Annotated in this window: 21 protein-coding genes; 5 read left to right on the forward strand and 16 right to left on the reverse strand. The window is 67.8% G+C overall.

Translation table 11 applies throughout. The annotated features are described in order from the left end of the window. Nucleotides 1-753, reverse strand: coding sequence for an FAD-dependent thymidylate synthase (gene thyX, locus ACFW3F_RS00775; protein WP_388053321.1), 753 nt, complete (start codon nt 751-753; stop codon nt 1-3). Between the two features lie 182 nt (nt 754-935). On the opposite strand from thyX, the gene ACFW3F_RS00780 reads away from it, so the two are divergent. Further along, nucleotides 936-2,609 carry an alkaline phosphatase D family protein gene (locus ACFW3F_RS00780; RefSeq protein WP_388053323.1) on the forward strand — a complete coding sequence of 558 codons (1,674 nt, stop codon included), beginning with the start codon at nt 936-938 and terminating at the stop codon, nt 2,607-2,609. On the opposite strand, the gene ACFW3F_RS00785 is transcribed toward ACFW3F_RS00780, so the two are convergent. From ACFW3F_RS00785 to ACFW3F_RS00800, 4 genes are all read right to left on the reverse strand, one after another. Beyond that, the gene (locus ACFW3F_RS00785) at nt 2,606-3,388 is read right to left on the reverse strand and encodes an HAD-IIB family hydrolase (protein WP_388053325.1); all 783 of its coding nucleotides are present in this window, start codon (nt 3,386-3,388) and stop codon (nt 2,606-2,608) included. The two genes, ACFW3F_RS00780 and ACFW3F_RS00785, sit on opposite strands and share 4 nt — an antisense overlap. 62 nt (nt 3,389-3,450) lie before the next feature. Further along, on the reverse strand, nt 3,451-4,680 hold the full coding sequence (locus ACFW3F_RS00790; protein WP_388053326.1) for a winged helix-turn-helix domain-containing protein: 1,230 nt from the start codon (nt 4,678-4,680) through the stop codon (nt 3,451-3,453). Then, nucleotides 4,680-5,210, reverse strand: coding sequence for a dihydrofolate reductase (locus ACFW3F_RS00795; protein WP_388053328.1), 531 nt, complete (start codon nt 5,208-5,210; stop codon nt 4,680-4,682). Before ACFW3F_RS00795 ends, ACFW3F_RS00790 begins: the two co-directional genes overlap by 1 nt. Then, nucleotides 5,207-6,040, reverse strand: a complete 834-nt coding sequence (locus tag ACFW3F_RS00800) for a thymidylate synthase (RefSeq protein ID WP_388053330.1) — start codon at nt 6,038-6,040, stop codon at nt 5,207-5,209. Before ACFW3F_RS00800 ends, ACFW3F_RS00795 begins: the two co-directional genes overlap by 4 nt. Before the next feature lie 106 nt (nt 6,041-6,146). Here ACFW3F_RS00800 and ACFW3F_RS00805 point away from each other — a divergent pair, with 106 nt between their 5' ends. Beyond that, nucleotides 6,147-6,509, forward strand: a complete 363-nt coding sequence (locus tag ACFW3F_RS00805) for an HNH endonuclease (RefSeq protein WP_388053332.1) — start codon at nt 6,147-6,149, stop codon at nt 6,507-6,509. Here the strand turns inward: ACFW3F_RS00805 and ACFW3F_RS00810 are convergent, their stop codons facing one another. After that, a complete protein-coding gene (locus ACFW3F_RS00810) occupies nt 6,510-7,589 on the reverse strand; it encodes an AraC family transcriptional regulator (protein WP_388053334.1) in 1,080 nt (359 codons plus the stop codon). It abuts the gene before it with no gap. Nucleotides 7,590-7,635: 46 nt separating this feature from the next. Here ACFW3F_RS00810 and ACFW3F_RS00815 point away from each other — a divergent pair, with 46 nt between their 5' ends. After that, a complete protein-coding gene (locus tag ACFW3F_RS00815; protein WP_388053336.1) occupies nt 7,636-8,556 on the forward strand; it encodes an NAD(P)H-binding protein in 921 nt (306 codons plus the stop codon). On the opposite strand, the gene ACFW3F_RS00820 is transcribed toward ACFW3F_RS00815, so the two are convergent. The 5 genes from ACFW3F_RS00820 to ACFW3F_RS00840 form a co-directional block, all read right to left on the reverse strand. Beyond that, complete coding sequence (locus ACFW3F_RS00820; protein WP_388053680.1) at nt 8,490-9,851, reverse strand: HNH endonuclease; 1,362 nt, start codon at nt 9,849-9,851, stop codon at nt 8,490-8,492. The two genes, ACFW3F_RS00815 and ACFW3F_RS00820, sit on opposite strands and share 67 nt — an antisense overlap. Nucleotides 9,852-10,221: 370 nt before the next feature. Beyond that, nucleotides 10,222-10,677 carry a flavodoxin family protein gene (locus ACFW3F_RS00825; protein WP_388053338.1) on the reverse strand — a complete coding sequence of 152 codons (456 nt, stop codon included), beginning with the start codon at nt 10,675-10,677 and terminating at the stop codon, nt 10,222-10,224. A 4-nt stretch (nt 10,678-10,681) separates the two neighbouring features. Continuing rightward, nucleotides 10,682-11,221: a hypothetical protein gene (locus tag ACFW3F_RS00830; protein WP_388053339.1), complete on the reverse strand. Its 540-nt coding sequence runs from the start codon at nt 11,219-11,221 to the stop codon at nt 10,682-10,684. Nucleotides 11,222-11,224: 3 nt separating this feature from the next. After that, entirely contained in the window at nt 11,225-11,974 is a 750-nt protein-coding gene (dapB, locus tag ACFW3F_RS00835) for a 4-hydroxy-tetrahydrodipicolinate reductase (RefSeq protein ID WP_388053341.1), read from the reverse strand. 55 nt (nt 11,975-12,029) lie between these two features. Further along, nucleotides 12,030-12,512 carry an Lrp/AsnC family transcriptional regulator gene (locus tag ACFW3F_RS00840; RefSeq protein ID WP_388053343.1) on the reverse strand — a complete coding sequence of 161 codons (483 nt, stop codon included), beginning with the start codon at nt 12,510-12,512 and terminating at the stop codon, nt 12,030-12,032. A gap of 146 nt (nt 12,513-12,658) precedes the next feature. On the opposite strand from ACFW3F_RS00840, the gene ald reads away from it, so the two are divergent. Beyond that, nucleotides 12,659-13,774: an alanine dehydrogenase gene (ald, locus tag ACFW3F_RS00845; protein WP_388053345.1), complete on the forward strand. Its 1,116-nt coding sequence runs from the start codon at nt 12,659-12,661 to the stop codon at nt 13,772-13,774. Here ald and ACFW3F_RS00850 read toward each other — a convergent pair whose 3' ends face one another. Together ACFW3F_RS00850 and ACFW3F_RS00855 are read right to left on the reverse strand one after the other, a co-directional pair. Continuing rightward, nucleotides 13,775-14,551, reverse strand: a complete 777-nt coding sequence (locus ACFW3F_RS00850) for an NRDE family protein (RefSeq protein ID WP_388053347.1) — start codon at nt 14,549-14,551, stop codon at nt 13,775-13,777. 6 nt (nt 14,552-14,557) lie between these two features. After that, on the reverse strand, nt 14,558-16,036 hold the full coding sequence (locus ACFW3F_RS00855) for a putative nucleotidyltransferase substrate binding domain-containing protein (protein ID WP_388053349.1): 1,479 nt from the start codon (nt 16,034-16,036) through the stop codon (nt 14,558-14,560). A gap of 135 nt (nt 16,037-16,171) precedes the next feature. Between ACFW3F_RS00855 and ACFW3F_RS00860 the strand changes: the two genes are divergently transcribed. Next, entirely contained in the window at nt 16,172-16,912 is a 741-nt protein-coding gene (locus ACFW3F_RS00860) for a hypothetical protein (protein ID WP_388053351.1), read from the forward strand. A gap of 80 nt (nt 16,913-16,992) precedes the next feature. Here ACFW3F_RS00860 and ACFW3F_RS00865 read toward each other — a convergent pair whose 3' ends face one another. The 3 genes from ACFW3F_RS00865 to ACFW3F_RS00875 form a co-directional block, all read right to left on the reverse strand. After that, the gene (locus ACFW3F_RS00865; RefSeq protein ID WP_388053353.1) at nt 16,993-19,281 is read right to left on the reverse strand and encodes a polyribonucleotide nucleotidyltransferase; all 2,289 of its coding nucleotides are present in this window, start codon (nt 19,279-19,281) and stop codon (nt 16,993-16,995) included. Nucleotides 19,282-19,738: 457 nt separating this feature from the next. Beyond that, nucleotides 19,739-20,008: a 30S ribosomal protein S15 gene (rpsO, locus tag ACFW3F_RS00870; RefSeq protein ID WP_388053355.1), complete on the reverse strand. Its 270-nt coding sequence runs from the start codon at nt 20,006-20,008 to the stop codon at nt 19,739-19,741. A gap of 113 nt (nt 20,009-20,121) precedes the next feature. Continuing rightward, nucleotides 20,122-21,090 (reverse strand): bifunctional riboflavin kinase/FAD synthetase, encoded by a 969-nt coding sequence (locus ACFW3F_RS00875; RefSeq protein WP_388053357.1) that lies wholly within the window; start codon nt 21,088-21,090, stop codon nt 20,122-20,124. Nucleotides 21,091-21,134 lie beyond the last annotated feature (44 nt).

Below are 21,134 nucleotides of genomic sequence, written 5' to 3' on the forward strand. Positions count from 1 at the left end.
TCACCCTTCCAGCACGAATGGTGAGGTCGCGACCTCGGTCCCGTCGGCCAGTGTGCCGATCTCGAAATCTCCGAAGACGGTGGGCGCCACTCGCATCAACTGGCGTAGGCATTCCACCGCCAACTGCCGGATCTCGACATCGGCGTGCTCCGTGGCACGCATGCCGACGAAGTGTCGCCAGGCCCGGTGGTTCCCGGTGACGACGATCTTGGTCTCGGTGGCGTTCGGCAGAACGGAACGAGCAGCCTGACGTGCTTGTTTCCGACGCAGGATGGCGTTGGGCACATCGGCGAACTTCGCCTCGAGCGCCGCGAGGAGTTCGGTGTAGGCCGCCCGGCTCGCGTCGGTCGCCGCGGTGAACAGGTCCTCGAGCTCGGGATCCCCCACGATCGCCGGCGGTGCGACGACATTGGAGTCGTGCTCGGGCACGAACCGCTGCGACAGTTGTGAGTACGAGAAATGCCGGTGCCGGATCAGTTCGTGAGTGCACGAGCGCGAGATGCCGCTGATGTAGAAGGTCACCGACGCGTGCTCGAGCAGCGACAGGTGGCCGACCTCGAGGATGTGCCGCAGGTAGCCGGCGTTGGAGGCGGTTCGGGGGTTGGGCTTGTCCCAGCTCTGATAGCACGCCCGCCCGGCGAACTCGACCAGCGCCTCACCGCCCTCGGCGTCGGTGCTCCACGGCACGTCCTCCGGCGGGGTGAACTGGGTCATCGCCACCATCTGCACCTTCAGCGGCACCAATTCGGACACGCATGTCTCCTGTCGTCCCTCACGTCCCGGCCACACGTCCGCGTGCCCTGCGGTCTCCGATTCTCCCCCACCGCTTCGATACCGCACCTCCGGGCTCCGCCCGGCGTGCAGTACCGCGCGCCCCGGGCCGCCCCCGCGGTACAGTCCCTGCAGGCGTGGGCGAGTACCGGGGGTTGGATACGATGACGACGCGACGCGATTTCCTGCGTACCGGCGCGGTCGTGACCGGGACGACGCTCGCCGCTCCCGCGGCCGTCGCCCATGGCGCCCCGCGGTCGCCGGGATCCGGACCCCCACGGTCCGGGCCCGCTCATGTTTTCCGCCACGGCGTCGCATCGGGCGATCCACTTCCGAACGCCGTCATCCTCTGGACCCGCATCACCCCGATCCCGGCGGCAGGGCCCGGGTCCGGGATCGGCCCCGAGAGTCTGGTCCGGTGGGAGATCGCCCGTGACGCCGGTTTCTCCTCGGTCGCGGCGTCGGGCGAGACCCGCACCTCGGCCGACTCCGACCACACGGTGAAGGTCGACGCGACCGGTCTGAGCCCGCGGACCCGATATCACTACCGATTCACCGTGGTATCCGGTCCGGCGGCCGGCGCGGTGTCACCCGTCGGGCGCACGTGCACCGCCCCCGCGACGGGCGCCGACGTCGCGAAGATCCGTTTCGGTGTCGTGTCGTGCGCCAACTGGGAGGCCGGGTACTTCTCGGCCTACCGCCATCTGGCCGCGCAGCCCGCACTCGACGCGGTGGTCCACCTCGGCGACTACTTCTACGAGTACGAAACCGGCCGGTACACCGGCAAGACCGGAACGGTCCGGGCTCACGACCCCCGCCACGAGATCATCACGCTGCGCGACTACCGCACGCGCCACGCGCAGTACAAGACCGACCCCGATCTGGCCGCGCTGCACCGAGACCTGCCGTTCATCTGCATCTGGGACGACCACGAGTCGTCGAACGACTCGTGGCAGGGCGGCGCGGAGAACCACCAACCGGGCGAGGGGTCCTGGACCGCGCGTCGCACTGCGGCGTTGCGCGCCTACGCCGAGTGGATGCCCATCCGCCCCGCCGTCGACACCGCGGGCCGCCACCTCTTCCGCAGGCTCCGCTTCGGCCGTCTCCTCGAGCTGTCCATGCTCGATCTGCGCTCGTACCGTGACCTCCAGGTCAGCGCGCGGTCGGCAGCGATCGACGATCCGGCCCGCTCCATCCTCGGCCGGGCGCAGATGTCGTGGCTGACCAACGGCCTCACCTCGTCGGAGACCCGCTGGAAGATCGTCGGAAACCCGGTGATGATCGCCCCGGTGTTGATCCCTCCGCTGGACCCGCGGACGACCGGGGCGGTCACCGCGCTGCTCGGAATCCCGCGCGAGGGAATCCCGTACAACGCCGACCAGTGGGACGGTTACGCGGCCGAGCGTCGACGCCTCCTGGAGACGCTCCGGCGCAATCGCGTCGACAACGTCGTCTTCATCACCGGTGACATCCACTCGTCGTGGGCGTGTGACATCCCGGCCGACCCCGCGAACTATCCCGGTGGCGGCAGCGTGGCCACCGAGCTGGTCGGCACCTCGGTCACATCGACCAACATCGACGACATGCTCGACGTACCCGCCAACACCGCCGGGGTCGCGGTGTCGTCGGCCTTCGCCGCCACCAACCACCATGTGCGGTGGAGCGAGTTCGACGCGCACGGCTACTCGGTCCTGACCGTCACGCCGGCGGCGACGCAGATGGACTGGTACTTCGTGCACGACAAGACCAATCCGCGATCGGGCCAGTACTACGCGAAGTCCTTCCGGGTCGCGAACGGCACCCAGCGGGCCGTCCCGGCGGGCGGGCCGGTCGACTAGGAGTCCGACGCGGGAGATCCGTCGAGCAGCTCCGACAGCTTGGCGTGGGTGTCGGGCCAGCCGTGGACCGCGATCGAGGTGATGCCGAGGGCCTTGACCGGGTAGTCGTTGCCGCCCTCGTCGAGGCGGTCGCCGAAGAACAAGATGTCGTCGGTGCTGAGTCCGAGGATGTCCATCAGCCTCAGCGCGCCGTACGCCTTGTCGATGCCCTTCTTGGTGACGTCCACCGACGTCGAGCCTCCACTACGCACCTCGAGATCCGGCAGTCGCTCGGCGGCGTACGCACGCAGCGACTCCTTCTTGGCTCCGTCGGGATCCCAGGCCGCCTTAGCATCGACGGGCGCCTTCTGCCCCAGCGCGCTGAAGGTGATCTGACTGCCGCGGTCCTCGAGGATGTCACCCCACGTCTCGCTCTCCCACAGACCGAGTTCTCGAGCACCGGTCTCCAGCACGTCGAGGGTGCGCCGTTTCTCGTCGTCGGTGAGGAACTCGGCGTAGACCGTCTCCCACTCGCCTCCGGACCATCGCACGTATTGCGTCCCGCACGTCGGCATCAGGTGGAGGTTCTCGACACTGTCGAAGGTGCCGAGTCGCGCGAGCACCTGCTTTTCGAACTGGGTGAAGTTGCCGCCGGAGATGATGCAGCCCAGGCTCACGTCGAGCATGCGTCGTAGGAGCTCGACCATCGTGTCGTCGAGCGGGCTCTTCGACGCCGCCAACGTGTCATCGAGATCGAACATCACCAATCGGTAGTCGTTGCCCTCATACGACACGGTCATCGCTTCGTCTCCCATCGCTGTCGTGAACTCTCGATCTTCAGCATTGCATCAACCGGCGCGCCTCACCCGCCGTGCATCATCCGTTGCAGGTCGGGCGCGAGGTCACCGCGCCCGGCCACCTCGACGCCGTCGAGGCCGAGCCAGCCGGCGAAGGTCCGCAGATCGGCGGACAACCGGCCGGCGACGACGTCTCGGGAATGGCCCGGCTCGCAGTACGCCCCGAGCACCAGCAGCGTCGCGTTCTTGCGATCGGCCTTCAGGTCGACACGCGCGACGATGTCGGTGCCCAGCAGGTACGGCAGCACGTAATAACCGTGCACGCGTTTGTGTTCGGGCACATAGATCTCGATGCGGTAGTGGAAGCCGAAGAGCCGCTCGGCGCGCGGCCGGAAGAAGACCAGCGGATCGAACGGTGACAGGATCGCCGCGGCGTCGATGCGGCGCGGCATCGGTGCATCCGCTGCCAGGTAGGCGGGATCACGCCAACCGTCCACGGAGATCTCGTGCAGTACACCGCTCTCGACGAGTTCGGCCACCGCCGGCCGCGCATCGGCCGGGCGGATCCGGTAGTAGTCCGCAAGATCGGCAACGGTCGCGACACCGAGCGCCTGCGCGGCCCGGCTGACGAGCTCGCGGTGTGCCTCGGCACGGCCGGGTCGCAGCGCGACGGTGTCGCGACCCACGACCCGTTCGGTGAGGTCGTAGTGGCGCACGAAGTTGCCGTTGCGCACGGCGGACAAGTCACCGGCGGCGAACATGGCCTCGCACAGGTGCTTGACCTCGCCACGCTGCCACCAGCTGCCCGCCGCCCCGGGTTCGCGTTCGATGCCCAGCTCGGCTTCGATGGCGCGGGGCGTGGTGGCGCCGACCGTCTCGATCACCGACCGGACGTCATCGACCAGAGACCGGTTGCGACGCAGCACCTCTCGCGTGTGCCGATACCGACCTTCGGCGAACTCGTCCATCCGCCAACGGAAGAGCGGCCAGTCCGACACCGGGATCAGCGCGGCTTCGTGCGCCCAGTACTCGACGAGCAGCCGACGACCACGTCCGGGTTGCCAGGCAGCGCGGTGCAGCAGGTCTGGGTCGTAGGGACCGAGTCGGGAGTAGAGGGGCATGAAGTGGGCTCGCGCGGCGATGTTCACCGAGTCCATCTGCAGCAGCCTCGTCCGGCCGATCACCCGCTTCAGATGTGTCATGGAGGGTGCTGCGGCCGGTCGTCGGTCGGCGAAACCCTGCGCGGCCAACGCAGTTCGACGCGCCTGCGCGACCGAGAGGCGATCGCGCGCCATCAGGCCTGCCGGGCGCGCCGGTAGTCGACGAAGCGATACTCGATACCGCTCGTCGAGGTCTGCCACTCACCGCGCTGCGCCACTGCCCACTCGTCGGTGATCTCCGGCGCGAACGCGTCCGCATCGTCGACCTCGACATCGATCTCCGTGACACACAGCTCGGTGGCGAAGTCCATTGCCAGCCGGTAGATCTCGCCACCGCCGATGACCCCGATCCGCTCACCGCCGGCCAGGTCCACCGCCTCGTCCACCGATCGCGCGACGGTCGCGCCGTCGGCCGACCATTCCGCGTTGCGGGTCACGACGACGTTGGTGCGGCCGGGCAGCGGCCGAAAGCGCGGCGGCAGCGAATCCCAGGTCCGGCGGCCCATGACGACGGGGTGCCCGACCGTCAGTTCCTTGAACCGCGCCACATCTTCGGGGACCCGCCACGGGATCGTGTTGTCCCGGCCGATCGCCCCTCCGCGTCCCTGCGCCCAGACCAGCCGGACGACCGGCGGGATGACGACCCGAGAGCGGTCGGACGTCACACCGCCACCGGGGCCTTGATCCCGGGATGGGACTGGTAGTCGACGATGGCGATGTCGTCGTAGTCGTAATCGAAGATCGAATCCCGCTTGCGCAGCTCGAGTTTCGGATACGGGTACGGCTCGCGCGACAACTGCAGCGTCACCTGGTCGACGTGGTTGTCATAGATGTGGCAGTCACCGCCTGTCCACACGAACTCACCCACCTCGAGGCCCGCCTGCTGGGCCATCATGTGGGTCAGCAGCGCATACGACGCGATGTTGAACGGCACGCCGAGGAACAGGTCGGCGCTGCGCTGATACAGCTGGCACGACAGTTTGCCGTCGGCGACGTAGAACTGGAAGAACGCGTGGCAGGGCGGCAGCGCCATCTGTGGGATCTCCCCCACATTCCATGCGGACACGATGTTTCGGCGCGAATCCGGGTTGGTCTTCAACAACTCGAGGGCGGCCGCGATCTGGTCGATGTGCTCACCCGATGGGGTCGGCCAGCTCCGCCACTGCACGCCGTAGACGGGTCCGAGCTCGCCGTTCTCGTCGGCCCACTCGTCCCAGATGCTCACCCCGCGCTCCTGCAGCCATCGCACGTTGGAATCGCCGCGCAGGAACCACAGCAACTCGTAGACGATCGACTTCAGATGCACCTTCTTGGTGGTGATCAGCGGGAAGCCCTCGGCGAGGTCGAAGCGCAGTTGTCGGCCGAAGAGGCTGCGCGTCCCGGTTCCGGTGCGGTCGGCCTTCGGCGTGCCCGTCTCCATGACGAGGTGCAACAGGTCCTCGTACGGTGTCGGGATGGTCCCGGTCGATGAGATGTCGCGGGTAGCCGTGCTCACGGGAGCCAGTCTAGGCAAAGCCGTCGGCAGCGCGCCGGGCGCACGACACGACGCCCCGTCGGTGTGACTGCTGTGACTCGTGTGATCTGGGCGGTACTCTCCTCCCGTGGCCCCACGCAGCACCACCCGTGCCAATCGCTACGCGAAGAGACGCCGCAAGCGGGTCGCCTCGCGCGACAACGACCTCACCGACACCCAATGGCTGGCGCTGCAGGAGGCGTGGGGTGGGTGCGCGTACTGCGGCGCGGTCGGCGTCGCGCTGCAGCGCGACTGCATGCTCGCCATATCGCGGGGCGGCCGGTACACCGTCGCCAATGTCGTGCCCTGCTGCGGCTCGTGCAACGCCAGCAAGTGCAATTCCGAGGTCACGACATGGATGCGGCGCAAGAAGCTCGACGAGAAGGCGTTCCTGGTCCGGCAATTCGAGGTCAGCAGAGCGCTCGCCGACCCAGTTGACCAGGCGGACTGATCACCCGGCCCGCGCCTCCCGGCGAACCCGGCCGGGCAACGACCCGTTGACCCTCTTGAAGGCCCGGCTGAAGGCCGCTTCGGAGGAGTAGCCGAGTCCGGCGGCCACCGACGCGACGGATGCGTCGGCGTCACGGAGACGATCCGCCGCCACGTACATCCGCCAGCGGGTGACGTACTGCATCGCCGGCTCGCCGACGACGGCGGTGAACCGCGCCGCGAACGTCGACCGCGACATGGCGCACTCCCGGGCCAGCCGTTCGACGCTCCAGGACGCGGCCGGATCGCGATGAACCGCGGCGACCGCACGGCCGAGGTGCGGATCGGCGAGGGCTCCCAGCCAACCGGTGCGGGTGCCCTCCGCATCCTGCAACCACGACCTGATCGCGTGGATGACGATGATGTCGGACAACCGGGTGATGACCGCCTCCCCGCCGGGTCGGAGTTCGCCGGCTTCGTCGATCACGATCCGCATGAGGTCCCGCAGCCACGACGTGTTCGCGCCCGATCGTGACTCGGTGCCGCGGATGGCGAGGATCGGCGGCAGCATCGAGGTCAACGACCGCGCCGAGGGATGGTCGAACCGCACCACCGCGCAGATCAGGACCGAGCGGTCGGGTCCGTCACCGCCGTGCCGCAGGATGGCGTACCGATCACTGAGGTAGTCGTGCGGCAGATCGGTGACGACCGGGGCGAACGTCGCCTCGCCGTCGCCACGGACGACGTGCGACCGCCCGTGCGGGACGACGGCGAGATCACCGGCTTCGAGTCGGAGTGTCTCGCCGCTCGGAGCGGACAAGCGCATGACCCCCGATACGACGAGGTGCACACAGAGGCAGTCTTCCCACACCGGCATCGTCAGGGCCCAGGGTTCGGTCAGTTCGGATCGGCAGTAGAAGGCGCCGTTCAGCCGGAAGAAGTGCAGGGCTTCCCCGAGCGGATCGGGTGTGTGGAACGGGTCCGGGTGGAGTCGGTCGGGAGTGCGCACATCCCCATGGTGGGACATCGCCACCCGATCGTCCCGATGATCCGGACGATCGGGCAAGAAATGCGGATTCAAGGCGATGTTTCGTCCGGTCATTCCCCGTCAGTCTGGACGCACGGCATCGAACAACCCAGGAGGTCCCATGTACACAGTTCTCGGCGCGACGGGCACGGTCGGCGCGCAGGTCGTCACTCACCTGATCGACCGCGGTCACCGGGTTCGGGCGGTGGGTCGCTCTCCTGAGCGACTCCATGCGCTGGCGCGGCTCGGCGCTCATCCCGCGGTCGCCGACATGACGGATTCGTCCGCGCTGACCGACGCGATGCGCGGCTCGTCGGCCGTGTTCGTGATGCAACCCGCGGACCACACCGCCACCGACCATCTCACCTCGCAACGGACGATGACCGACGCGATCGTCCGCGCCGTGCGCGAGTCGGGTACGCAGCGGGTGGTTGCGCTCAGTAGCGTCGGCGCGGAGATCTCCTCCGGCACCGGATTTCTCGTCGGTCTGCACATTCTGGAGGAGGGACTGGCGTCGTTGCCCGCGGTCGAGGTGCTCGCCCTGCGGGCGGGCTGGTTCTACGACAACGCGCGCGCCTACCTCCCGGTGATGCAGAACGCGGGTCTGGTCGCGGACTCGCTCGACCCGGAGGTGCGCGTCCCGATGGTCGCGACGCGGGACATCGCCGCGGCGGCCGCCGATGCACTGGTCGGCACCGGTTGGGGCGGTGGACATTCGGTCCGGGAGGTCCTGGGTCCGGTGGACGTCGACCAGTTGACCGTGACCAGCGTGCTGGGCCACGCTTTCGGGCTTCCCGAGCTGCGCTATGTGAGGCTGGCCGACGACGACATGATCGACACCCTGATCGCCGAGGCCGGTTTCAGCCCCGATGTCGCGCGCCACCACGTCGGCATGACCCGGGCGATCAACGACGGCCGGGTCGCCGGACGTCGCCCGGGCACAAGAGTGATCACGGGCCCGACGACGATCGACGACTATGCCGCGGACGTGGCAAGATCTGCGCGAGAAGAGTTGCGCTCCTTCCATTCCCATACCGCGTAAAGCACCTCGGTGGTGTACCCCAGATCCATCCGGCCACCACCGACCGGAACCGTCGCCTCCACGCTGATCCGGCCGTCAGGCGTCCACCCGCCGGGTACCGCGGTCGCTGGCGCCACCTCGATCTCGGCACCGTCAGACCGATGAAACGTGAACTGCTGCAACCCGTGCGCGGTGATCGAAAACTCACCCCGATGCAACGACCGATGGCACGACCCACACAACAAGATCAGATTGTCCGGATCCGTCCGCCCACCCGCCGACCAGAACTCCACATGATGGGCATGCAGATGACGCGTCCGACCACACCCCGGCATCTGACAACAACGGTCCCGCACCAACAACGCCCGCACCAACGCCTTGTTCGGCACCCGCCGCCGACGCCCCACACCCAACAACGCCAGCTTCCCCGGCTGCCCGGGCACCCGGCGGCTCACCACCTCCCGAGTCGACGCCCCGCACCGGGCTTCGGCCACCTCGACCTCCGACAACCCGGGACCATCATCGAGATGAGCGCACTCCACACCCTCACCGGCATGAATCAGGATCTCCGCACCCGGCGCAAGATCGGGCATCGCGATCCCGTCATGCACCATGTCGGCCATCGCCACCACCGCCGGCGCCACATTCGACGGCACCTGCCGCCACAGATCCCGACGCCGCGACGGAACCACCTCCGACTCCGCCCCCGAATCCTCCGATATCGAACCGGATTCGGTGTTCCGCGGAACACTCCGCACGGCGGACGGAAGATCCGGGTCGTCGCAGTTACGGGTGCGTTCGTACTCCGCACGCACCGTCCCGGCCAGAAACCGCGCACCGTCCAACGGACTCATGGTCAACGACACCGACAATGACCCGTCGTCGTTCCACTTCCACCGGCCCGTCGACTCCACCGGCGGTCGGCTGCCCTCCTCGACGCCCCGATTGCGGTCGATCTGAACCATCGCGCGCACCGCCCGATCCAACTGACTCGCCGTCGACGACAACGCCAAGTTCACCAACTCCTGCTCCCGCTCCGGCGTCGCCACCCGCGTCAACGCCCGGACCTTCGAATACGACAACCGACCTTCGCCAAAGGCCTTGCGGATCACCGGCAATTCTCGGATCGCCTTGGCGACCCTCAACTGCTCATGCGCCGTTCGCGGTGCAATACCGGCCTTCCACGACAACCAGTGCGCCAGCGAATGAATCCCCGGCCCCCGCCACGACTCCCGCTCATCCAATTCCGCGACCAAAGCAAGGAACTTCGCCGTCAACGCACTGAGCTGAGCCGCATACCCCGACACCCGACAAATTTCTCGAGCCTCGACCCATCTCTAGCCTCGACCCGGGGTCGTGAGTGTTCCGCGGAACACTCACGCGCTATATCGCTAGGTGTTCAATCGTCCAACGGCGGCATCTCGGACGTACCTCCGTCTTCGACCTCGATTCCTCTGTCAGCCAGGACCCGACAGCTCGAAGGATTGTGCACCTCTCACCGGTCTCGATCGCGCCCCAGCCATTGTCGAAGCCACCGCTCTCGTAGACGCGATCAATAAATCCCTGAGCGTTGGCCCCGAGGCGTGAGTGATCGCAGCGCGCCCTCTGGTCGACATACAGTCGCCCGACCACCGGGAGCGCACACGGCAAAGCGCAAAGTGTTCGCGGGTCTCGGCACCCTGCCGCTCATTCCGCCATCAACCCCGCAGCAATAGTCGCACCCAGTTCCCAGCACGCTTCTCGATCTTCTTTGCTCGGGGCACCGGAGACGATGACGTGCTCGGCGGCCTTGGTCCAGCCGAGGCCGGCAGTGATCGAATCGACCGCTCGTACAGCTCCTTCGGTCCCCTGGTTGCCGTGGAGGTAGAGCCCGAAAGGCCGTCCCTGCGTCGAGTCGAGGATCTGGTAGTAGCTGACGTCGAAGGCGTGTTTCAGTGCGCCGCTGATGTATCCGAGGTTGGCCGGGGTGCCGAGGAGGTATCCGTCGGCATCGAGGAAGTCGGAGGCGGTGACGGCGAGCGCCGCACGGCGGATCACCTCGACGCCTTCGATCTCCGGGTCGGTAGCACCGGACAGGACGGCCTCGAACATCTCCTGGCACGCCGGTGACGGGGTGTGATGGACGACGAGCAGCCGGCTCATCGGGCTACTGCTCCCGGCCGTGGTACTGGGCGACGGCCCGTTTCATCATCGAGCGGGCACGGGTGCGGTCGCCGGCGTAGTCGTAGGCACGGGCGATGCGGTAGGTGTTGCGCCAGTCGTTCGGGTCGGCCTCCCACTCCGCCTTCACCTCCGCGAAGAGTTCATCGGCCGCGTCGCGTTCCATCCGGCCCGACGCGCGGTGCGGTAGGTGAGAGATGTCGAGTTCACGACCCTCGTCGGCCATGACGGCGGCGAGCTTCTGGTGCTCGAGCCCGGCCCGCAGCGTGGCGTAGACCAGCCACGCCCCGATCAGCGGAAGCGCGATCACGCCCGCTCCCAGGCCGATTCCCGCGAACGTGCCCGAGGCGATCAGCTGGAAACCGCGCCAGCCGAGCAGCACGAAGTACACGATCAGCGCCACCACGAGGAATGCGATCATCCACACGATCGGGCGCGAGTCCTTCGCGCGTGGACCCAGGCGCGGTGCGCCGCCTTCGGTATCGTCGTCGTGGGCTGGTTCGTCCTGCGGGCCGGCGGGAGTCATCGATCAGAGGTCCATCAGTTCTTCGAGCCCGATGGTGAGGCCCGGACGGCCGGCCATGCTCCGCACGCCCAGGAGCACGCCGGGTGCGAAGGACGCCCGGTCGAGGGAGTCATGCCGGATGGTCAGCGTCTCTCCGGCGGTACCGAGAAGCACCTCCTGGTGCGCGACGAGTCCCGCGAGCCGTACCGAGTGGACACGCACGTCGTCGACGACCGCGCCGCGGGCGCCGTCGAGTTCCTCGGTCGTGGCGTCGGGGCTCCGTCCGACCCCGGCCTCGGCCCGCGCACGCCCGATCAGCTCTGCCGTCCGATAGGCGGTGCCCGACGGCGCGTCGGCCTTGTGCGGGTGGTGCAGCTCGATCACCTCGACCGACTCGTAGTACTTGGCGGCCTGAGCCGCGAAACGCATGGACAGCACGGCGCCGATTGCGAAGTTCGGTGCGATGAGAACGCCCACCCCGGGATTCTCGGACAGCCACCCACGGACGGTCTCGAGTCGTTCCTCGGTGAACCCGGTGGTGCCCACGACGGCGTGAATCCCGTTGGTGATGAGGAACTTCAGATTGTCCATGACCACGTCGGGATGCGTGAAGTCGACGACGACCTGGGTTTCGGTGTCGGTGAAGAACTCCGGTGAGTCCCCTTTGTCGACACCGACGGTGTAGGTGAGGTCGTCGGCATTCTCGACCGCGTCGACGATCGCCTGCCCGACCTTCCCCTGGCTGCCCAGGACGCCCACCTTGATACCGCTCATGTCCACCCTCTTCGTCTCGACAAATGCCGGAGCCCAGTCTAGTGTCGCTGCGCACTCAGAAGATCGGGGCACCGCCGCGGCGGTGCTCGAACACCAGCGATGTGGTGGTGCCGGCGACCTCGGGCCGACCGTTGAGCCGTTCGACGAACTGCCGCAGCGCCTCGGTGTCGGCGGCGGCGACGTGCAGCAGGTAGTCGTCGGTGCCGGCGAGAAAGAACACGTCGATCACCTCGTCGTGCGTGGCGATCTCGCCGACGAACTGCCGGATCTGACCGCGCGCGTCGGACTGCAGACTGACTGCGACCATCGCGCGCAGCGGGCGCCCCAGCGCGGCCGGGTCGACGTCGGCGAAGAAGCCGCGGATGATGCCGAGGTCGACGAGCCTGCGCAGTCGGCCGTGACAGGTCGACGCTGCGATGCCCACCCGCTGGGCCAGTTCGCTGTTCGACATCCGTGCGTCCGACTGGAGCAGACGTAACAGTTCCCGATCCGTCCCGTCGAGATCACGGGCCCGAACATCCTTCGGCATGGTGGGCATCGCAGGCCTCCCGATTCACACGATCGTCGCCGCTGAGCACCCGACGAGAATATTCTTCAGCTGCATTGTGTCATGCCCGAAGTTACTTCACGCTGGAATCAGTTCACCGAGGAACATTCAGGAGCCCGAACCAGTACGGAGTCACCATGCGCATCGGCATCCCCACCGAGATCAAGAACCACGAATATCGGGTGGCCATCACCCCGGCCGGCGTCGCCGAACTCCACCACCGCGGCCACGACGTGATCGTCCAGGCCGGCGCGGGCGAGGGCTCGGCGATCTCCGACAACGACTTCAAGGCCGCCGGTGCGCAGATCCTGGGTTCCGCCACTGAGGTGTGGGAACAGGCCGAACTGCTGTTGAAGGTGAAGGAACCGATCGCGTCCGAGTTCGCCCTGATGCGCCGGGATCAGACGCTGTTCACCTACCTCCACCTCGCCGCGGGCCGGGCGTGCACGGAGGCGTTGCTCGCCTCGGGTATCACCTCCATCGCCTACGAGATGGTCCGGACCGCTGACGGCGCTCTCCCACTGCTCGCCCCGATGAGCGAGGTCGCCGGGCGTCTCGCACCTCAGGTCGGCGCCTATCATCTGATGCGTTCGGCGGGCGGCCGCGGCGTGCTCATGGGCGGCGTCCCCGGGACCGAGCCCGCCGACGTGGTCGTTCTCGGTGGCGGAGTGAGCGGTGTCAACGCGGCGCAGATCGCGCTCGGCATGGGCGCCCAGGTCACCGTCTTCGACATCGACATCGCCAAGCTGCGGAACATCGATGCCCGTTTCGGCGGCCGCGTCCACACCCGCTACAGCACCGCGCTCGCGGTCGAGGCCGCCGTCGTCGGCGCGGACCTGGTGATCGGCGCCGTTCTCGTACCAGGAGCCAAGGCACCCGTCCTCGTCTCGAACGGCACTGTCGCCCAGATGAAGCCGGGTGCGGTACTCGTCGACGTCGCGATCGACCAGGGTGGCTGCTTCGAGGATTCCCGACCGACCACCCACGACGATCCGACCTTCGCGGTTCACGACACCGTGTTCTACTGCGTCGCGAACATGCCCGGCAACGTCGCGCGTACGTCGACACAGGCACTCACGGGTGCGACGCTCCCCTACGTGCTCCGGCTGGCCGAGTCGGGGCCGGAGAAGGCGTGTGCCGCCGACCCGGCTCTCGCCTCGGGTCTGAGCACCCGGCACGGCGACCTGTTCACCGCCGAGGTCGGCGCCGCGCTGGATCTGACCGTGGCACCGAACCCCTTCGCACACAACTGATCAGAAGTTCAGCGTGGTGGTTCCTCGTCGTCGCCCCCGCCAGCCGTAGCGACGCTCGGTCATCGATCCGTGCCCGTCGTACCCGATGCGCAACAGCGTCGACGCCCGGGTGCCGTATCCGGGGATGTTGATGAACATCGACGACAACGCCTCCTCGGCCCGCGAGCCGACTCCGGTGTCGGGCAGACGCGCCGGGTCGGGTCGATCCTGGTCGGCGAGCATGGCGAAGTAGGACTCGTCCCGGGATCCTTCTGGCTCGTCGCCGTGCGCTTCGACGAGCTCACTCAGCGCCGACGCGCCGTCGACCACCTTGGGCCAGTCGTTGTCCAGGGCGCCGTTGGAGAGGCCGTGCACACCGTCGGCGACCCGCTCGGCGCGCGGCTCCGGCCAGTTGGTCATCCACCACAGCTCGTCCCGATCGGCGACGAGCAGGTTCACCGGGTCGTACGCGGCGGCGTCGTCGACGACCCGAAGGGCGTACACCTTCGGGTCGTCGTCGCCGATCAGGTAGTCCACGGGTAGCTGCCCGCGCGAGCGAATCCCGGTACGCCGGGCAGGTCCGACGCGGACGTTCGTCAGCATGGCCACCCGCTCGGGAGCTTCCGCCGAGACCGCCATCCAGGTCCCGCCGGCGACGGCATCGCGACCTCCGAGGATCGGCAGATCGTCCCAGTGTGACAGCGCGAACGTACGCCGGCGATGCTGCTCGTCCCGATTGGCGGCCACGACCAGACGCTGGGTGGGGTGCGCGTTCCACGCGAAGAGGATCAGACACATGGGAATTCAGGTCACCTGCTCGGATCCGGGGAGGAGTCGGCTCATGTTCGACATCCGGCGCTGTACACCGGCGATCTCACGAACCGCCTGACCGAGCAGGCTGCGGTCGAGGGGAGACAGCACTCGGACGTCGAACCGGTCACCGGGTGGATCGCCGTTGTCGAACTGCGCCACCTGATATCTCAGGCGGACTCGCTGCAACACGTCGAAGACCTCGATGAGCGTCGAGGCCTGCTCGGCCGGCAGCATCTCACTGCCGGATGCGGCGCGCAGGCGGCCGCGGGTGTCGACGTCGGTAGAGCCGACACTGGCCGCCGCCCACCTCGCGATGTTGACCAGCGGTGTCACCGCGTGCTGCTTGATGTCGACGACATTCCCGCGTCCGGTGAGCACATCGCGCCGGGAACGCAGCCGCGCGCGTGTCGACAGGGTCTCGGCCAGAAGCAGATTCATCGTCCGCGGGTCGCGCCGTAGGCCGGCGATCATCGCCACCGCCGGCGTCGCCGACATCGCGTTGCGTCCGCCGATCGGCCGGCCGTCGAGCATCAGCGACGTGAAGATCATGCCCTTGCCGGCGAGCGGGTCGTCGATCCAGGACCGGGCGGCAGTCTGCCATTGCGCGTGCGTCCGGGCGAACAAGGGCTTCGACGCGACGGCACCGTTGGCGTCGACGCGCAGTCCCGCGGTCCGCAACACGTCGTCGACCTCACCGAAGGCGGACCGATATCGGTCGATCTCGCCTGCGGCCGAATCATCGACGGAGACAGCCGAATCCACGTCAGAGCTCAACACCGGCTCGCGACGGGCGTTGCTGCCCAGCGACAACCACGTGAACGCATCGGGGTCGAGGTCGGGATGTGCGGCGAGAACGACATCGAGAGCGCGACTCACGACCGCGTCCACGATCAAGGACGCCGCGCGCGTGATCTCGTGGGCCGGCCGGTCGCGGCGCACCAGATCGGCGACGAACGGCGGCAGCCTGCGCGCGTGCCCCTGCAGCTCCTCGACATCGATCGAATGTCGGATCTGTTCGCGTAGAGGGATACCGGCACCAACCGGGTCGGCGACGAAGTCCCCCGGTCCGACGACACCCACCACGGTCCCGTCGGCGTCACAGACGGGGACGATCGACAGCTCGCGGTCGACCAGCTCGGTCAGGACGTCCATCGAGGCCGCCCCGGCATCGACCACGAACGCCGGCGCCGTCACGATCTGTCCCACCGGGGTGTCGACACTGCGCCCGGCGGCGACCACCTCGGAACGGATGACGCCGTCGGTGAGTACGCCGTGACCTCGACCCGGCAATGGGATCACCACATAGTCCTGGCCCCGCTCGGTCATCAGCGCGGCCGCCTGGCGAACGGTCATGTCGGCCCGGCCGATCACGGGTTCGGTCCGGAGGAGACCGACGACCGCACGCGCGGACACGCCGACGGCGTCGCGACGCCGCGCGACCGTCAGCTGCGCCTTCTTCTCACCGGACATCTCTGCAGAGTCTAGGCGGGCCCGAGGATCACGAGGGTCGTCGGCCGGACGAATGATCTCGCGTTCGGTCGGCACACCGGAGAGCTCGGCTGTCGCTCCAAGCAGCAGACACACTTTCGGAGCAAAGGACACCCGATGATCAAGCCTCACGCTGTCGCCGCGACCACTCTGCTGGCCGCCCTGGCCGTGGCGCTGGGCACCACCGCCCCCGCCGCCGCGATCACCCCCGAGTACGCCGACACGCTCACCGCGGGTCAGGGCATCCTGATCGGCGACGGATTGTGCTCCATCGGATTCTTCGGGACCAACGCCGACGGCGACCGCCTCGCCGTCACCGCCGGGCACTGCGCCGACGGGGTCGGCGACGAGGTCACCACCACCGACGGCGAGACGATCGGTGAGGTCGTGGAGTGGAAGGACGACGGCGGCACCGCGGACGGGTCGATCACCCTCGCCGATCCCCGCGGCTACACCGTCATCGCGATCGAGGAGGACTGGGAGGTGGACCCGGTGTTCGCGGCCGCGGCCGACCCCGAGATCGGCGAACCGGTTGCCAAGACCGGTGAACGCACCGGCACGACCGTCGGAACGGTGACGGCCCTGCTGCACCAGGAGGCGCCGCCCGAACACCGCCTCGTCAACGCCGAACTCGTGGTCCTGGGCGGAGACTCCGGCTCACCGTGGTACCAGCAGACCCGGGCCGGCGAGTACGTCCTCGTCGGGATCTCCTCGAGCGGGAACTTCGGCACCCAGAACCCCGACCAGGCGATCTCGACGGCCCAGACCATCGAGGGACTCTACGAGCAGATCGCGGGCTCCGGGTCGGCCTGGACCGACGGATTCGAGATCGCCTTCGATGCCTCGGACCGTTCCTGACGGCATCCTCGAACAGACACCGGGGCCCGCCGTCCGCTGTGGACGACGGGCCCCGGTGGGTCCAGCTCGATCTGTTCAGATCATGCGTCTGCGGTGGCTGCCTCGGCAGCCGGCGCCTCCGCCTTGTCGGCGTCGTCGTCGACGGGGACGAGGCTGATCTTGCCGCGCTCGTCGATGTCGGCGATCTCGACGCGAAGCTTGGAGCCCACGTTGACGACATCCTCGACCTTGTTGACGCGCTTGCCCTTACCGAGCTTCGAGATGTGCACGAGGCCATCGCGTCCCGGCAGCAGCGACACGAAGGCGCCGAAGGCGGTGGTCTTGACGACCGTGCCGAGGAAGCGCTCCCCGACCTTCGGCAGCTGCGGGTTGGCGATCGCGTTGATGCGATCGATCGCCGCCTGCGCCTTCACACCGTCGGACGCGCCGACGAACACCGTGCCGTCGTCCTCGATGGAGATGTTGGCGCCGGTCTCCTCGGTGATGCCGTTGATCGTCTTGCCCTTGGGCCCGATCAGCTCGCCGATCTTGTCCATCGGGATCTTGATGGTGGTGATCCGCGGCGCGAACGGGCTCATCTCGTCCGGCTCGTCGATGGCCTCGGCCATGACGTCGAGGATGGTCAGCCGGGCGTCCTTGGCCTGGCTGAGCGCACCCGCGAGCACCTGCGACGGGATGCCGTCGAGCTTGGTGTCGAGCTGCAGGGCGGTCACGAAGTCCTTGGTACCCGCGACCTTGAAGTCCATGTCGCCGAAGGCATCCTCGGCGCCGAGGATGTCGGTCAATGCGACATAACGGGTTTCACCGTCGACGGTGTCGGAGACGAGGCCCATGGCGATACCGGCGACCGGGGCACGCAGCGGCACACCGGCATTCAGCAGCGACATGGTCGAGGCGCAGACCGAGCCCATCGACGTCGAGCCGTTGGAGCTCAGCGCCTCGGAGACCTGACGGATCGCGTACGGGAAGTCCTCGACGCTCGGCAGCACCGGCATCAGGGCGCGTTCGGCGAGTGCGCCGTGGCCGATCTCGCGACGCTTGGGCGACCCGACGCGACCGGTCTCACCGGTCGAGTACGGCGGGAAGTTGTAGTGATGCATGTATCGCTTGGACGTCTCGGGTCCGAGCGAGTCGATCTGCTGCGCCATCTTGACCATGTCGAGGGTGGTGACACCCATGATCTGGGTCTCGCCGCGCTCGAACAGTGCACTGCCGTGGGCGCGCGGGATGATCGCGACCTCGGCCGAGAGCGCACGGATGTCGGTGATGCCGCGACCGTCGATGCGGAAGTGGTCGGTCAGGATGCGCTGGCGGACGAGCTTCTTGGTCAGCGACCGGTAGGCCCCACCGATCTCCTTCTCGCGGCCCGCGAACTGCTCGCCGAGCTGCGCGAGGACGTCGGCCTTGAGTTCGTCGGTCTTGTCGTCGCGTTCCTGCTTGCCGGCGATGGTCAGGATCTCTGACAGACGATCGGTGGCGGCGGCGGCCACGGCGTCATAGACATCCGACTGGTACGGCGGGTACAGCGGGAACTCCGCTGTCTCCTTGGCCGCGGCGGCAGCCAGCGACTTCTGCGCCTCGCAGAGGCGGGCGATGAACGGCTTGGCGGCTTCGAGGCCCTCGGCCACGATCGCCTCGGTCGGCGCCTGCGCACCACCGGCGATGAGGTCGATGACGTTGTCGGTGGCCTCCGCCTCGACCATCATGATCGCGACGTCGGCGGTGTCACCCGAGCCGGCGACGATGCGGCCCGCGACGACCATGTCGAACACGGCGCCCTCGAGCTGCTCGACGGTCGGGAACGCAACCCACTGCCCGGCCCGATTCTCCTCGGTCGGGATCAGCGCGACGCGCACGCCGCCGACAGGACCGGAGAACGGCAGACCCGCGAGCTGGGTCGACGCCGAGGCCGCGTTGATCGCGACGACGTCGTAGAGGTCGTTCGGGTTGAGAGAGAGGACGGTCACGACGACTTGGATCTCGTTGCGCAGGCCGTCGACGAACGACGGGCGCAGCGGACGGTCGATCAGGCGGCAGGTGAGGATCGCGTCCGTCGACGGGCGGCCTTCACGACGGAAGAACGAGCCGGGGATGCGGCCGGCGGCGTACATCCGCTCCTCGACGTCCACGGTGAGCGGGAAGAAGTCGAAGTGCTCCTTCGGGTGCTTCGACGCCGCGGTGGTCGAGAGCAGCATGTTCTCGTCGTCGAGGTAGGCGGTGACCGAACCGGCGGCCTGCTGTGCGAGGCGTCCGGTCTCGAACCGGATCGTACGGGTGCCGAAGCTCCCGTTGTCGATGACGGCGGTCGCCTCGGTGATGGCGTCGTCGAAATCGTCGGCGAAGTCTTCGGTGGTGTTCACATCTGTCATGTGGGGTGAGATCCCTTCGTAGCGGCTGCCGGTGGCGGCCGTCTGACGCGGCCACGCAAAGTCGGCCGCTTGTGCGGTTGGGGGTGGTCATCGCGGAGGTGCGCAGCACGTATTCACATGCCGCATCGAACGGACATGTCCTATAGAGCGCACGCGCGGATCGGACCGACCCAGAACGCACCGAGAATGTGCGGCAGCACGGTGAATGGCGCAGCGTGTCTGCGCCTGATGAGTGCTCAGACGGCCTTCGATCGAAGCGGCCGGAATCCTGCACGCCCGGGGATTGCCCGGGCAGGGGTTCCGGCGGCCACTACCGAGGACCGATCTGGCTGGTCGTTCCGTACTGCCTCGAATTCCGGCACGATCCGTCTGTCAGCGTATCACCGCCGACTGTCAATACCTCAATACGACAAACCGGCCGCCCCCGATTCGGGGACGGCCGGCGGAAGTCGTGGTGTCAGCGACGAAGGCCGAGACGCTCGATGAGCGAGCGGTAGCGGTTGATGTCGACCTTGGCGACGTACTTGAGCAGACGGCGACGACGGCCGACCAGCAGCAGCAGACCGCGGCGGCTGTGGTGATCGTGCTTGTGCTGCTTCAGGTGCTCGGTGAGGTCGGTGATGCGCTTGGTCAGCATCGCGACCTGGGCCTCGGGCGATCCGGTGTCGGTCTCGTGCAGACCGTACTCGGAAAGGATTTCCTTCTTCTGCTCGACAGTCAAAGCCATGGAGATACTCCTGTTTCTCAGTACCGCGTCCGAAACAACAACGGTGCGCCACCGCGGACTGCAGCAACACCGACTGACCAGGCTACCTGGCGGGTGGGACGCAGCCCAAATCCTCAGCTCTCGGCAGCGGCCAGGATCTCTCTGGTCTTCGTCACGTCGTCGCCCATCGCGGTGATCAGGTCGTCGACCCCGTCGAACTGTTCCATCCCGCGGATGCGGTGGACGAAGTCGACGGCGACGTGCTGACCGTAGAGGTCGGCGCTCTTGTCCAGCACGAACGCCTCGACGGTGCGCGTGCGGCCCGAGAAGGTGGGGTTGGTGCCCACCGACACCGCCGCCTCGTACCGCTCCCCCGGCTCCACCTCGCCGACGACCGGGCCCGCGCCCAGGATCGTGAACCACGCGGCGTACACACCGTCGGCGGGGATCGCGGCGTACATCGGCGGCGCCACATTGGCCGTCGGGTAGCCCAGGTCGCGACCACGGCCGTCACCGCGCACCACCACACCCTCGACCCGATGGGGGCGCCCGAGCGCTTCGGTCGCTCGGTCCACGTCGCCGGCCGCGACACAGGAACGGATGTAGGTCGACGAGAACGTCACCGCATGTTCACCGAACAGCGACACCGATTCCACCGAGAAACCGAATTTCCCACCGAGTTCGGCGAGCTTGGTGACGTCCCCGGCCGCCTTGCGACCGAATGTGAAGTTGTCGCCGACCACCACGACGGCGGCGTGCAACGTCTCGACGAGGATGTCGTGGGCGAAGTCCTTCGGCGACCGGGCGGCGAGCTCCGGGGTGAACGGCATGACGCAGAAGACATCGATGCCGAGTTCCTCGGCGAGCTCGGCGCGTCGGGTCAGCGTCGTCAGTTGCGGCGGATGGGATCCCGGGCGGACCACCTCGGAGGGATGCGGGTCGAACGTCATCAGCACAGAGGGCACCCCGTGCTCCTTCGCCGCCGTCGTGGCGGCGTTGATGAGCTCCGCATGCCCCCGGTGGACACCGTCGAAGACACCGATGGTGACCACGCACCGTCCCCAGCCCGCGGGGATGTCGTCCAGACCTCGCCAACGCAACACGCGACCAGAGTACGGGCACCGGGTGTTCCAAACCACCACCGCCA

It is taken from the genome of Gordonia sp. NPDC058843, from assembly GCF_042743165.1.
Classification (GTDB): domain Bacteria; phylum Actinomycetota; class Actinomycetes; order Mycobacteriales; family Mycobacteriaceae; genus Gordonia.

What these genes read in the sequence shown, in the direction of transcription:
- dapB (WP_388053341.1), bottom strand. Translation starts at nt 11,974, where the DNA reads ATGAGCGGTATCAAGGTGGGCGTCCTGGGCAGCCAGGGGAAGGTCGGG.
- ACFW3F_RS00860 (WP_388053351.1), top strand. Translation starts at nt 16,172, where the DNA reads ATGATCAAGCCTCACGCTGTCGCCGCGACCACTCTGCTGGCCGCCCTG.
- ACFW3F_RS00785 (WP_388053325.1), bottom strand. Translation starts at nt 3,388, where the DNA reads ATGACCGTGTCGTATGAGGGCAACGACTACCGATTGGTGATGTTCGAT.
- ACFW3F_RS00815 (WP_388053336.1), top strand. Translation starts at nt 7,636, where the DNA reads ATGTACACAGTTCTCGGCGCGACGGGCACGGTCGGCGCGCAGGTCGTC.
- ACFW3F_RS00855 (WP_388053349.1), bottom strand. Translation starts at nt 16,036, where the DNA reads ATGTCCGGTGAGAAGAAGGCGCAGCTGACGGTCGCGCGGCGTCGCGAC.
- ACFW3F_RS00790 (WP_388053326.1), bottom strand. Translation starts at nt 4,680, where the DNA reads ATGGCGCGCGATCGCCTCTCGGTCGCGCAGGCGCGTCGAACTGCGTTG.
- ACFW3F_RS00780 (WP_388053323.1), top strand. Translation starts at nt 936, where the DNA reads ATGACGACGCGACGCGATTTCCTGCGTACCGGCGCGGTCGTGACCGGG.
- ACFW3F_RS00840 (WP_388053343.1), bottom strand. Translation starts at nt 12,512, where the DNA reads ATGCCCACCATGCCGAAGGATGTTCGGGCCCGTGATCTCGACGGGACG.
- ald (WP_388053345.1), top strand. Translation starts at nt 12,659, where the DNA reads ATGCGCATCGGCATCCCCACCGAGATCAAGAACCACGAATATCGGGTG.
- ACFW3F_RS00850 (WP_388053347.1), bottom strand. Translation starts at nt 14,551, where the DNA reads ATGTGTCTGATCCTCTTCGCGTGGAACGCGCACCCCACCCAGCGTCTG.
- rpsO (WP_388053355.1), bottom strand. Translation starts at nt 20,008, where the DNA reads ATGGCTTTGACTGTCGAGCAGAAGAAGGAAATCCTTTCCGAGTACGGT.
- ACFW3F_RS00830 (WP_388053339.1), bottom strand. Translation starts at nt 11,221, where the DNA reads ATGACTCCCGCCGGCCCGCAGGACGAACCAGCCCACGACGACGATACC.
- ACFW3F_RS00810 (WP_388053334.1), bottom strand. Translation starts at nt 7,589, where the DNA reads ATGACCGGACGAAACATCGCCTTGAATCCGCATTTCTTGCCCGATCGT.
- ACFW3F_RS00865 (WP_388053353.1), bottom strand. Translation starts at nt 19,281, where the DNA reads ATGACAGATGTGAACACCACCGAAGACTTCGCCGACGATTTCGACGAC.
- ACFW3F_RS00825 (WP_388053338.1), bottom strand. Translation starts at nt 10,677, where the DNA reads ATGAGCCGGCTGCTCGTCGTCCATCACACCCCGTCACCGGCGTGCCAG.